The sequence below is a fragment of the Flavobacteriales bacterium genome, assembly GCA_021739695.1.
GTDB lineage: Bacteria > Bacteroidota > Bacteroidia > UBA10329 > UBA10329 > UBA10329.
In genome coordinates this window covers 1-13076 of the sequence record JAIPBM010000031.1, presented here as the reverse complement: position 1 = coordinate 13076, position 13076 = coordinate 1, and the positions used below count along the sequence as shown (strand labels likewise).

Annotated in this window: 10 protein-coding genes; 5 read left to right on the top strand and 5 right to left on the bottom strand. The window is 46.0% G+C overall.

The genetic code is table 11. The annotated features are described in order from the left end of the window. Positions 1-34: 34 nt before the first annotated feature. Complete coding sequence (locus K9J17_15815) at positions 35-814, top strand: DUF2490 domain-containing protein (protein MCF8278194.1); 780 nt, start codon at positions 35-37, stop codon at positions 812-814. Positions 815-826: 12 nt separating this feature from the next. Here K9J17_15815 and K9J17_15810 read toward each other — a convergent pair whose 3' ends face one another. Both K9J17_15810 and K9J17_15805 read right to left on the bottom strand, forming a co-directional pair. Beyond that, entirely contained in the window at positions 827-1714 is an 888-nt protein-coding gene (locus tag K9J17_15810; protein MCF8278193.1) for an SAM-dependent methyltransferase, read from the bottom strand. A gap of 28 nt (positions 1715-1742) precedes the next feature. After that, a complete protein-coding gene (locus K9J17_15805; GenBank protein MCF8278192.1) occupies positions 1743-6098 on the bottom strand; it encodes a PKD domain-containing protein in 4356 nt (1451 codons plus the stop codon). A 245-nt stretch (positions 6099-6343) separates the two neighbouring features. On the opposite strand from K9J17_15805, the gene K9J17_15800 reads away from it, so the two are divergent. The 4 genes from K9J17_15800 (at position 6344) to K9J17_15785 (ending at position 10652) form a co-directional block, all read left to right on the top strand. Next, positions 6344-7021: a hypothetical protein gene (locus K9J17_15800; protein ID MCF8278191.1), complete on the top strand. Its 678-nt coding sequence runs from the start codon at positions 6344-6346 to the stop codon at positions 7019-7021. 78 nt (positions 7022-7099) lie between these two features. Further along, positions 7100-8107 (top strand): PorP/SprF family type IX secretion system membrane protein, encoded by a 1008-nt coding sequence (locus K9J17_15795; GenBank protein MCF8278190.1) that lies wholly within the window; start codon positions 7100-7102, stop codon positions 8105-8107. After that, on the top strand, positions 8092-10170 hold the full coding sequence (locus K9J17_15790) for an OmpA family protein (protein MCF8278189.1): 2079 nt from the start codon (positions 8092-8094) through the stop codon (positions 10168-10170). Before K9J17_15795 ends, K9J17_15790 begins: the two co-directional genes overlap by 16 nt. Further along, positions 10170-10652 (top strand): hypothetical protein, encoded by a 483-nt coding sequence (locus K9J17_15785; GenBank protein MCF8278188.1) that lies wholly within the window; start codon positions 10170-10172, stop codon positions 10650-10652. Before K9J17_15790 ends, K9J17_15785 begins: the two co-directional genes overlap by 1 nt. Here the strand turns inward: K9J17_15785 and K9J17_15780 are convergent. From K9J17_15780 to K9J17_15770, 3 genes are all read right to left on the bottom strand, one after another. Continuing rightward, the gene (locus tag K9J17_15780; protein MCF8278187.1) at positions 10646-11059 is read right to left on the bottom strand and encodes a YeeE/YedE family protein; all 414 of its coding nucleotides are present in this window, start codon (positions 11057-11059) and stop codon (positions 10646-10648) included. The two genes, K9J17_15785 and K9J17_15780, sit on opposite strands and share 7 nt — an antisense overlap. Further along, entirely contained in the window at positions 11056-11619 is a 564-nt protein-coding gene (locus tag K9J17_15775) for a YeeE/YedE family protein (protein MCF8278186.1), read from the bottom strand. Before K9J17_15775 ends, K9J17_15780 begins: the two co-directional genes overlap by 4 nt. Before the next feature lie 196 nt (positions 11620-11815). Next, positions 11816-12796, bottom strand: coding sequence for a hypothetical protein (locus K9J17_15770; GenBank protein MCF8278185.1), 981 nt, complete (start codon positions 12794-12796; stop codon positions 11816-11818). Between the last annotated feature and the right edge of the window lie 280 nt (positions 12797-13076).

The window sequence follows — 13076 nt, the reverse complement described above, 5'->3', positions numbered from 1 at the left end:
CACACTTCGCCATATTGTCCGTTAGTTTTGTTCGATGCGCGTTTTGATTTCCGTCATTATTGCAGCACTTTTCGGTGGGTTTTCCATAGTCGATTCTTTTGCGCAACGCCAAACGTTTACCGAATCGGGCTATCTCTGGCAGCGTTACTATTTCAAGGGACAGTTAAGCGAGCGCATCAATTTGCACGTGGAAGCAGAGCGAAGGACTTTCAAGACAACGTCTTTGTCTAGTCAAGCGCTCTTGCCACGCATCCATGTTCATTATAAGTTCAAACATGAGATGGATGTTGGAATGGGGATTGCTCATTTCATGAATTACATAGTACTGGAGAAGGACGACAGAAACATTCTCGCGCAGTCAGAGATCCGGTTGCATCAAGAATGGAATCTGTTTCAGGACTTTGGAAGATTACGCATCAACCATCGCTACCAGTTAGAAGAGCGAATGTTCAAGAATTATGAAACGGAGTTCATGGAAGTGGTAGCTCCATTGAGTTTCGGTTTCAGGTTACGTTATCTGATTCAGCTACAAGTAAGAATGACACCAGAGGCAAAGAAAGTGAAAGTGTATTTGAAAGTATACGATGAGCTGCTATTACAAACTTCCAAACTCAAGCCATATCAGTTGATAGATTCCAATAGGTTATATGGTGGTGTTCAAGTTCAATTTTCTCCTGTTTGGGCCTTAGAAGCCGGTTATCTCACCTACATCCAGCAACAGACTGCTTCCCGCTATTTTGTGCCGCATATAGCGCGCATTACACTTACCCATTCCATCGATTTTCGAAAAACGAAAGATCAACCTATTGGATAATTACGAATTGGCTTACTTGGCAGGCACTTCGGCATGAACGAAACCACAGATGCCGAATACATATCGCTTGGCGTTCTTCCCGTGGAAATAGCGTGATTTGAGTGATTCGCCCGTCATGTGTTCAAGCAGCTGAAGGCCGCGCTCAGCAAGAAATTGTCCGATTTCCGTTTCTTCAATACCAAAAGTGTATTTTTCAGTTCCTCGCCCTGCAAAAGAACCGGTTTTTCTTACCCCAATTGCTTCAGGTAGATTGCATCTTCCATCCAACACAGATAAGAACAGATAGTCGAAATAGAGCGTGCTTCCCGTTGCGGCTTTCGCAGCGATGTAATTGAGCGTGGCATCAATAGAATTGGCATCCAAATACATCGTCACGCCTTCCCACAGAAACAGGGTTTTGACCATTGGGTTGTAGCCCGCTTTGGTTAATTCTGTACCAAGTTCATCTTTATTGAAATCGATAGGAACGTAGCTTAGTTGCTTTCGTTCAGGCAATTCAATCGACTTCAATTTATCTTTCTTCATTGCCTGCGTGGCCGGAAAGTCGACCTCAAAAACAGGAATGTCTTTCAGTTCATCCAGTCGGTAAGCACGCATGTCAAGCCCCGCACCCATTATTACCACCTGCTTAGCGCCATTAGCCACATCCAACTTCACAAGGTCATCGATGTAGCGTGTTCGGGCGGCAATACCTGCTGGAAGTCCAGAACCTTTTCTTTCTACAATCCAATACAGTAGTTTGGTGAAAAGTGTGGTTTTCGCATAGCGCCTGAATTTCGAACGAATCAGAAACCGAGCGTAAGGATCATAACAAATTCGTTCCGCTTCTGGTTTCCGCGATTCTAAGGCCCGCATGGCAGCAATGATCTCGGCACTGAAACTGGCTTTGCCTTCTTTCATGCTTTGAAATTAGCCAAGCTGATTGGAATTAACGCATCAAATTGATGTAGCCTTCCAAGGTTTTCAGTTCATCGCGCCAAGTATATGCGCGAATCTTGTAAGCGTAAACATCATTGTTCTGAAGCACACCTTTGTAATAACCATCCCAACCTTGATCTTTATCCGTGGTCATAAAGATTTCTTCGCCCCAGCGGTCAAAAATTCTGAATTCCAATAATTCCTTTATTCCCCATCCTTCCAACGAAATGATGTCGTTCGCACCATCTCCGTTCGGTGTAAATGTAGTTGGCATGGCCAAGAAGGTTTCTGGGTAGATGTCTACCGTGTAATCTGCGTTGGCGGTGAAACACCCGAGAATGTCCGTCACTGTAACAGAATAGGTCACTTTTTCGAGAGGTTGGAGACATGGACTTCCGCATGTATCACAATCGAGGCCATCTGTTGGAGTCCATTCAAACATGTACAATCCTGCTTCCGCATCAATCGGTAGACAGATTGAATCGCCAATGACGATGGTGGTATCCCAATCGGCAAGAACCAATGGGTTGATGACGAAAATGGTTGCTGTATCAAGATTTGAACATCCGTTCGTGTCTAAAACAAGCACTTCGTAGTCGGTGGTTAGAAGTGGGGCAGATGTAGTGGCAACAGCGTTTGAATCGGCCACGGCAACATCGGCATGCCAAACGTAATAGGAAGTAGACTCCACATTCAGAACCTGCAGATCACCTACGTTCCCTTCGCAGATCGTATCTCCCAACGATTCTACCGTTGGAATTGGATGCAGCACAACCGTTTTTACAATCGTGTCGTTACAACCCAAAATATTGTTTTTCACACCCAAAAGCACATCGTACGTTCCAGGTTCTGGGAAATTGAGAATGCCAGGATTTTCGACATTGCTGGTAGGTCCGAATCCGAAATCCCAATAAAATACATCAGCGTTAAGAGAAGTATTGGTGATTGGGAACGGTTGGAAGCATAGTGCTGTGTCAATTCCATCGTTTCGGATAAAATCTGCCACCACTTCGTGGATGTAAATTGGAATTGTCGATTGGTCTGGACAACCGCCCATTAGTCCGGAAACGATCAATTTACCGACCGTTTGTCCAGAAGGCGGAACGAAGGTGTAGGTATGCGCAATCGGATTCACATTTTCAGCAGAATTCCCATCGCCAAAATCCCATACGAAATTGTAAACCTCACTTGTGTCCTGCAGAGTAAAGGTGATCTCTTCTCCTCGGCAAATGGTATCCACATCAATAGTGAAGGACCCTTGCGGTCCGATGACGTTGTAAACACGTTGAGTAGTATCGGAACAACCGTATGAGGTCGTTACGATCATGGTAACGGTATATTCGCCACTCACATTATAAAGCGTCCCAGATTGAACGCCATTAGCCGATCCACCATTACCAAAATTCCATTGCGTTGTATGAGAAGGAGGTGTGAGTGTGGTATCTGTGAAAATCACGTTTTGTGGGTTGCAGAAAACCACTGAGGTATCGCCATCGCTGGTAAAACCAGCCTGCGGATAGTCTTGAACATTGACCGTTCGCGTAGCAGAACCTGTGCAACCACTTGCAATTTCCGTGAAGTTGAGTGTTACGTTATATGTGCCTCCATCATTGAATTGATGAGAAGGGTTCTGCAATTGACTCGACCCACCGTCCATAAAATCCCAATCGAAGCTCAGACTTGATCCTCCAGTTGTATAATTGGTAGCTGTGAAATTCACTGATTGCCCAGCACAGATGTTGGCGAAGAATGGCGATGAACTCACGTTACTGACAGGGCTGTACATCGTAATCATCGTCTCTGCTGTATCGACACAGCCAACAGCATTCGAAACGATCATGTTGATGGTCATCGTGTCAATGAAATTGTTGTAGGTGTGTGTCGGATTCTGAACCGAACCAAAACTCAGGTCGCCAAAACTCCAAACCCAAGAAGAAATAGTGGTGTCAGAAGTAGAGAGATCCGTGAAATCAACATCGTTAGGAGAACAGATGTGATTGTCGGATGCGCTGAAAGCAGCATCAATTCCATAAACGGAAACATGGGTGTTGGCAGTGTCTTTACAACCGTTAATGTCTGTTACAATCAACCGTATCCCAACATTGCCCGAATTTTGAAAACCGATCGGGTAGGAGGCATTCGTAGTGGTGATTGGTCGCATGGTCGGATCATCAAACTGCCATGTGTATCCATTCCAACATTCCGAATAAACATCTTGAGATTGCGCACCGCTAAAAGGGCTTGCAACTCCTCGACATAGAATTGTGTCCGATTGTATGCTTGCTCTGATCTCTCTGATATGAACCACAGCAGTATCGTAAGAAGTTGGGCAACCAGTTACCGAATTGGTGGCAGTGAGCACAACCGTGTAGTCGCCAGTAACCGCGTACGTGTGCAACGGGTCAGGGTCGGTTGAAGTGGTTCCATCACCGAAATCCCAAATGATATCAGTAGCGTCATGGCTTCGGTCTTCAAATGCCACATCAAATGGTGTTTCGCATTCGCAGTTGAAGAATAGTTCAGCCACAGGTCCGTTTACCTGAATAAGGTCGTTGATGGTAGTAGAAGAATAACATCCGTTGAATCCAACAATCAAAGTCACGTCCATCGGACCCGTTTCATTCGTGTAACTCCAAGTTGGATTCGGGTCGTCAAAACAGTGGAACTGTCGGTTCGTTTCGGAGTAATAATGCCAATAATCGATGCTATCGGCCATGGCCGTTTGATCCGTAAACTGAACGGGGTCACCAGGACAAACGGTTGTGACATCAACCGTGAAATCAGGCGAAAGTGCCGTCCCTACAATGGTTGGAACGTTGTATGAAGTGTCGGTACAACCTGCAGCATTTACAATGATGAGGTACGAAATGTAATGTCCGGGCTGGGTGAAGGTTACGGTTTGGTCGGCTCCATCGCTAGAAGTAACTACCGTTCCATCTCCCAAATGCCATTCCCAAGAAACGATGTCTTCGTTCGAGGAGCTCGAATCTGCAAACGTGACTGTAAGCGGAGCACAACCGTCTGCTACACTCGGAAAGAATCGAGCAGTTGGCAGCCAAAGCGTGTCAGAATACTGCACCGTATCTCTACAGCCAGCACTTGAAATGACAATAAGTTGCGTAGCAAGCGTATCCATTCCATAAAGCGCATACACATTCGTATCGTTATACATGTATGTATGCAGTGGATTTACGAGTGAGCTAGTGGTCGAATCACCAAAGGTCCACAGATATTGAGCATAGCCAGAATTTGCCGGGGTAAACTGAATATCCAGTGGTTCTGAACACGAATAACTTGGGGTTGAAGTGAACTCCGCAGATGGATCCTCGACCAATATTTGAACAGTATGTGTACTTGAGCAAACTCCGGACGTGGTGGTAAGTGAAACGTTCTGTAAACCTGGTGTATTGAAAATTACTTGAGGTTCTGGTTGCCCGCTTACCGTAGGAGTATTTCCTGCCGCAAACACCCATTGGTACGAACCTGCCGTTGAAAGATTGTCCATGGTCACTGTTGCTCCGAGGCAAACCGTGTCGGGTATGTTGAAATCGGTTGTTGGTGCACCAACGGTTACTGGACGCTGAAAAGTGCCCGAGCAACCATCCGGGTCGGTCGCAGTTAGAGTAACCACATAATTTCCGTTCTGAGAATAGGTTTGAGCTGCAGGGTCTTCATCTGTGGAGGTATTCCCGTTTCCAAAATCCCACAAATAGGTGAGGGTCGTTGGAGAAGAGCTATTGTTGGTGAAGGACACATTCAGCGGAGGATCGCAAGCAGTGGCAGGATTAGGCGTAGTGGTAAATGTGACCGTTGGTCCATTGGTAACGATGATCGCATCATTATAAACCTCCGTAAAGTCGCACGATGGCATATTGGTTTGAATTTCCAAAGACACATAGAATGAACCAGGAGTGGTGAACCAATGTGATGGCGATGAGCCACTGGCAATGGCCCCATCGCCAAAAACCCAAGTGTAGCCAGTAATGGAAATTCCAGCTTCCAATACGGTAGCATCATCAAAACTGACGTTCAATGGAGCACAACCTGTTTCAGGAGTGGCTGTATACGCAGGAATTGGCTGGTCGTAAATATTGATGGTGACCGTACCGATAACCGGGCCTGCAGCTGTTGCGTGATACTCTACAACATAGGTTCCTGGATCTGTAAAAGTGTTCTGAGGATTTTGAAGTGTTGCCGTAGCGCCATCACCAAAATCCCAAAAATGAGATGGACCACTACCTGCAGGTGCGGTAAAATTGATGGCGAGTGGCGCGCATCCTTGCGTTATGTTGGCAGTCTGAGAAAATGCATTGAAACCGAGGCCCCAAAACATCAAAAGCAACCAAAAGAGAAGAGTTCGTTTCATTAACGGTATGAATGGCTTTCCTTTGAAACGTTTTGAAATTGAAAGGATGCCTGTCAACATTGTTCGGCACTAAAGTAAGACTTGCTTATCTAAAAATGTAATTTAGTCGCCACAATGTTTTTAATCGCTACAAGACCACATTGAAAAAAGCTAAGCTCTTCCTGATTCTTTTAATGTTCAGTACGCTGTTCACGGGTTTTAGCCCGCGTTCAGAATTGCCTTGCCTCAATAAGCGGTTTTCAATTATGGTCCATATTGTGAGAGACAGTTTGGGCATGCCAAATGTCACGGAGGCAGATATTCAGGGCGAAGTGGCCGGAGTGAATGCATACTTTGATGAAATATGCGTCTCTTTCGAGATTTGTGAGTTCCGATACATCGACAACTTTCAGTGGGATACATTGGATGTATTAGGTGGCCCAGAATGGAACCAGATGCTCACGGCACATCATGAGCCATATAGAATAAATGTATTTTACGTGCAGCATTGTTTAGACCCGTCCCAAGTGGCTGGATTTGCCGATCTAGGTGGAATCAACAATACGCAAGGGGGTGGAATTTGCATTATGAAACCAGGTGGTGCGCTTCTTCATGAAATGGGCCATTATTGGGGATTGGAGCATACGTTTGAAGGTAATGGAGCTGAATTGGCAGATGGTAGCAATTGTCAAACGGCTGGAGATGGTCTGTGCGATACACCTGGTGATCCGTACGTACCATTCAATCCTCCAAGCGACTACATCAATGATGAATGCATTTTTGTAAGCATGCTTCAAGATGCAAATGGTGATTTTTACGATCCAGACGTTGGAAACGTAATGTCGTACTACGGATGTGATTGCCATTTCAGTTATGATCAGTATCAGAAAATGGCACATACATATTTGGATAACCTCACGCCCAATGGGCAACACATGTGGTGATCTGAGTTTGAATTCACACCGGTTAAATAAAGAAAGTTGATCAGGTTCAATCCTTTCGTTCAGTTCAGTGCGAAGAGAATGTTTTCTTCTCTTTTCTGCGTGCTTTCTATTTTGCTAGGAGGAAGCGTATTGCAGGCTCAAGACATTCATCTTACGCAGTTCTACACCAATCAGCAGAATCTGAATCCAGGAATGGTGGGTATGTACGATGGTGCCTACCGAGCAGTTGGAAATTATCGGCATCAATGGCCAGAGATCAATAAGGCCATTACCACTGGTTTGGTCGGGTTTGATAAGAAATTCTTCTTTTTCAAAGATGAGATCGATGCAGGGATTCTTGTTGCTAACGACAACTATTCGGGCTACAGTTTAAACACCGCAAAGATCTTTGTGACCGCAGCGTACAAGAAGGTCATAAGAGGTCACGAAGTGAGGGCTGGTATTCAAATGGGTGCAGTGATCAGAAGCACTGATTTAAGTTCTCAGACATTTCCAGATCAGTGGGTCTATCAAACAGGAATATTTGACCCATCTCTTTACAACGGTGAGGACAACATAAAAGCAACGCAGGCTTTTTTCGATATGAATCTAGGCTTTGCTTGGAGTCATCAGTTCAAGAAATTCAAGCCAACTGTTGGGTTTTCCATTTTCCATATCAACCGTCCAAAAGACACCTATTTCAACGCACAGGCCGAGCGACTTAGAACCCGACAATCTGTGCAAGTACTGGTAGATGTGCCGATCAATTCTTCCTTCTCAGCCGAACCAAAGTTGCTTTACATGTGGACAACCAAGGTTCAGGATATGGTGCTTGGCGCAAATGTGAAGTATCACATCAAGAATGCGATGATCAAGAATATCTATCTCGGCATCATGTATCGTGGTGGTTTTGGCCGAAACAGCGATGCGGTTGCTCCCGTTGCAGGTTTCCATATCAAGAATTTTGATGTTGGATTGAGTTACGATTTCAACGTATCTAAACTCAGCACACAAAGCAATCTGAAAACCACCTTCGAGCTATCGCTGATCTACACAGCGCCACTATTCACGCCTAAAAGCCTGGCCATACCTTGCGACAGATATTGATTCAATTTTTTCGCAGCACCCAATTCGGTCTGATAGGCATTCTTCTGTTTTTAGGAATTGCCTCATCTTTCGCGCAGCAAAGTTTGCCCGAAACGGAAAAACTGAGCATGCGAAAAGTGCGTGGCTTGGCCATAAACTCGCTTAGGTTGGGAGACACATATTCAGCACTTGTCTACTATAAAGAATGGTCAAAGCGTAAGCCTGAGAATGTAGCGGTCAATTTTCAGTTGGCCGAACTCTATCGAAACAGCCGCGATTACGCTCATGCATCCGAATCGTATTGGAAAGTGCTGAAATTGAAAGGAGGAGCAGATGCATATCCGATGGCATTGTATTACGCTGGCGATATGGATATGCAAAACGGCAAATACGAAGACGCGAAGAAGAACCTTCTCAAATTCAAGCATTTTGCTGCCGAAATGAAGGATACATGGTACAAAAAGGCAACGTTGACCAAAATTGAAGGCTGCGACCTCGGAATTTCATTGCGCGATTCTGTAAATACATCTGAGGTGGAACATTTGGATGAAAGCATCAATAAGGCGCACATCGAGTTCTCTCCAATTCCGATTGATTCTGTGACCTTGGTCTACGGTTCGTTGGTCAGCGATCAAGTTGAGTTTTACGACATCGAAACACTTGATAGCACACTACTTCCAAAGCGCAAATTCTATTTGGCCAAAAAGGAAAGCGGAAAATGGGTTTCCAAAGGCGAGTTCAACGAACCGACAGGTGGAGATCAACCGGAACACATCGGAAATGGAGCACTTTCGCCCGATGGAAACAGATTCTATTTCACCAAGTGTCAGGAGAATTTCCAAGGGAAAGTGATCTGCCATTTGTTCTTTTCTGAGAAGGAGAATGGAAAATGGGGCGAACCTGTTGAAATGAACGATCAGATAAATCTTCCGAATTACACCACCACGCAACCGACCATCGGACGCGAATCAAAACGGAATCAGGAAGTGATCTATTTCGTTTCTGACCGACCGGAAGGCAAAGGCGGATTGGATATTTGGTTTACCGAATACCATGCGCGGACCAAACGCTTTCGCGAACCGCAGAATGCAGGAGCGGTGGTAAATACTCCGGGAACTGAATTCACTCCTTATTACGATGTTTCTACGCACACCTTGTATTTCAGCTCTGATGGAAATGTGGGCCTCGGTGGATTGGATGTGTACAAAGTGGAAGGCGAGAAATCTAAATGGGCCAAAGATTCGGTTCAGCATCTCGGAAAAGCCGTCAATTCTCCTGCCGATGATTTCGATTTTGTATTGAATAAAGACCGCCAGACAGGATTTTTGGTCTCCAACAGAGAAGGTGGCGTTTCGTTGATGAATGCCACGTGCTGCGATGATATCTATGCCTTCGAATTTGTGGAATACGTGAATATTCACCTGAAGGGACTCGTTATCGATAGCACATGTTTGGATGATGTGGACATCTTCCTTTACATGAATGATCCAGAGACAGGAACAAGGTACTTGGCAGAAGAACTCAGAGGAAATCCGTGCACATTCAGCTTCACACTCGAACCGGGTAGAGAATACAGCATCGAGGCAAAAAAGACCGGTTACTTCAACGATGTGGTGCATGTGAGCACCATGAAATTGACTCCAGCCGATACCTTGACCAAGGAATTGAAACTGGAGAAGATTCCGAGAAAACCAATTGTTCTGAACGGAATCAACTATGGTTATGACAGCGCAGACCTGACCGCGGATGCGAAGATCAGCCTCGATACGGGCCTGTACCCGATCATGACAGATAATCCGCAGATCATCATTGAGCTTTCTTCACACACCGATTCTAAAGGTTCGGATGATTATAACCTTAAACTGTCTGAAAGACGTGCGAAAAGTGTGGTCGATTACATGATCTCCAAAGGAATTGACCCGCAGCGTTTGGTGCCAAAAGGCTATGGAGAGAACAAGCCCATTGCGCTCAACGAATTTGAAGATGGCACCGATAATCCCGATGGCCGCGCCCGCAATAGAAGAACAGAATTCGAAATTATCGGAGAGCTTTCGGAAGATCAATATCTTCCAGAACAGGATTGATGAAGTCAGCTTCGTTAGCAGAAATACGGAAAGAACTCAAAACGCTTTCCAAAGAAGAAGTCGTTTCGCTTTGCGAACAACTCATCAAATACAAGCGCGACAACAAGGAATTGCTCAATTATCTGTTGTTCGATTCGACAGATGAAGATGCCTATGTGCTGGCTATCAAAGAAGAAGTTTCAGAAGCCTTCGCTGCAACCAACACAAGTGGGTTTTATCTCGCCAAAAAAAGCATTAGACGGGCACTTCGCATTGCCACCAAATACATCAAGTATTCAGACAGACCCGAAACGGAATTGGATGTATTGCTTCATTTCTGCGAAGAGATGAATGCGCTCGATATGAATTTCAAACGAAGTAAGGTGCTGCTAAACCTCTACGAACGGCAACTGGTGAAGATAAAAGACGCTTATTCCGTTCTGCACGAAGACCTACAGTACGATTTTAGAGAACGTTTGGAAGCCTTAGCAAGCGATCACTGAGGCAATCTCCGTTTTACCAATCCGTGCACAAACGCACCGATAACCGCAGCAAGAATAGGAACGATCATCACCCTATAGCCAGCTCCTAGATTCACGAAAAGCGGACCAGGACAAGCACCAGTGAATGCCCAACCAATTCCGAAAATGATTCCTCCGATCAAGGCAGATCTATAGAGCTTCGGTTTTTGAGGAATGGAGATGACCGCGCCATCCAAATTTTTCAAATGAGCGCGTTTCACTAGCTGAAGCAAGATGGCCCCAACCACCACTGCTGTGCAGATGATGCCATACATGTGAAAACCCTGAAAACGGAACATTTCCTGAATGCGGAACCACGAAACAGCTTCGGATTTGACCATGATGATCCCGAAGATGACACCCGCCACTATGATCCTTACATTCTTCATTGTCCGAAAATGAGTGGCATGAGTAAATGGGTGGCGATCAATCCGCCAATGAAAAAACCGATGGTGGCAACCAGCGATGGGATCTGCAAACTACTCATCCCTGTAATGGAATGACCCGATGTGCATCCGCCTGCATAGCGTGCGCCAAATCCGATAAGAAAACCGCCCCCAACCATCAGTATAAGCCCTTGTGCAGTTCCTAAGAACGACCAATTGAAAATCTGATGCGGTTGCAGTCCTTCAAATTCCGTAATGCCCAAACTTGTCAAGGAAAGAACGGCAGCTTCAGAAATTTGAACCACGTAATTTTCTGCCGTCAGGAAGTTTGAAGCAATAGATCCTCCAACAACTGCACCTACAACGAATACTAAACTAGGTATTCGCTCTTTCAGATCGAACCTGAAATGGTCAGCGAATCTGCCCGCACCCAGCATGCCACAGATGGAATCCAAATTGCCCGAAACACCGAAAATGCTACCCAGCCAAAGCATGGCCGGAACCAAAACCCCCAAGAGGATGCCGCTCACGTACCAAGGCCACGGTTCAAGTATAGACTCCATCATGTTTCTGTGGCGCAATATTAAGAACTATCACCATCAATGAATCACCTTTTCGCGCTCCGCTTGCAAGGCGCCATGTGATCACCGAACCGATGGTAGCTTTTCCACAGATTTTTTATCCAACACCTGCGCTGAGGCCCGCAACGGGAGAGTGCCCGAAAGCGGGGAGGAGGCTGACCTTCTGTGCTGGCTACGCTTATGGGGCCGTGTTGCCGTCAGATAGGCTTACACTGTAGGTAAGTCCTACAGCCATATCCAAATTGCGAAGCTGGATCTGGTTTCCAACGGGGCTCAGACTGCCCAATTGGCCTGTTGCAGGCGTACCCATATTCACAATAAAAGGAGGTGCAGTGGGTATTGGGGCACCATCAAGCAGCAGAGTTACCTCCATCTGCGCGGCAGGTCCGTTGTTGCTTATATGGACGTTGAGGCCGGCATTGTATACAAAACTCAGCACCATTCCTGTTTGCATCGGGTTCAGTGTTCCTGATGCGCTATAGCCTTGTGCGCCACCTTCGCCACCACCTGTTCCGCCCCCAGCATTGTCTATGCTGCGCGCTTTGATGTATTCGGAATAAAGCGATGAATTGCTGAAACGGAAGGTGTCCATATAGCCGTCCAGGTCTTCCAGAATGCCATCGGCCTCAAGCAAGAGCAACGCCACCTGTTCGTTGGCCACAGCGCGCTCCTCAATGGCATCTTTGGGCTCGGTGGTAATGTCCAGAAAGTTGGAAAGCGTCAGTGTAAGTGCTGCCAGTTGGGCAGGAGTGTAAGCATAGTCCGTAAGCGAAGCAATGTTCAGGTCGGTCTTGCTGCGGATCATCTGCGCGTTGAAATAGAGTACGGAATCGCGCATGCCCTGTAGCTTGCTCAGTGTAAAATTCACCCTGCGCAGCAGTTTGCGGTTGTTGGTGTCGCGGGCAAAACTGGCCACGGCTGTCAGTGCGGTAAAGGTCTCTTGCTCTAAGGTTTGGCGCACCGCACTCTTGTCTTCTGTTACACCTGTGTGGTCGGCAATGGCCTCGCCAGCGGCATCCTGAATGGACTCTATCACGTCCTCCAGATCGCTGTGCTTCGGACCTATCTGAGCGTGTGCTGCGGTTTCTGTGCCGTTATCATCAAAGAAATCATCCACTTTCAGCAGCATGTTGTACTTATCTAATTGGGGAGTATTCATGATATAGATTGTTTTAAGGGGTTAGACCATGTAATATTAAAAAACATATGTAAAAAAGTCAATATCAGTGAAATTCAATAAAACCTAGATCAGTCGTAAAATACAGCAATCTGATTCTTAGACCACCAGACCCTCTATTTCCGTCATTGCGAGGACGTAGGACGAAGCAATCTCCTTCTGACACCACCAGACTCTCTATTCCCGTCATTGCGAGGAAGAATGACGAAGCAATCTCCTTCTGACATTGCTAGGATTCTCCGTGGGATTGCTTCATGCCTCG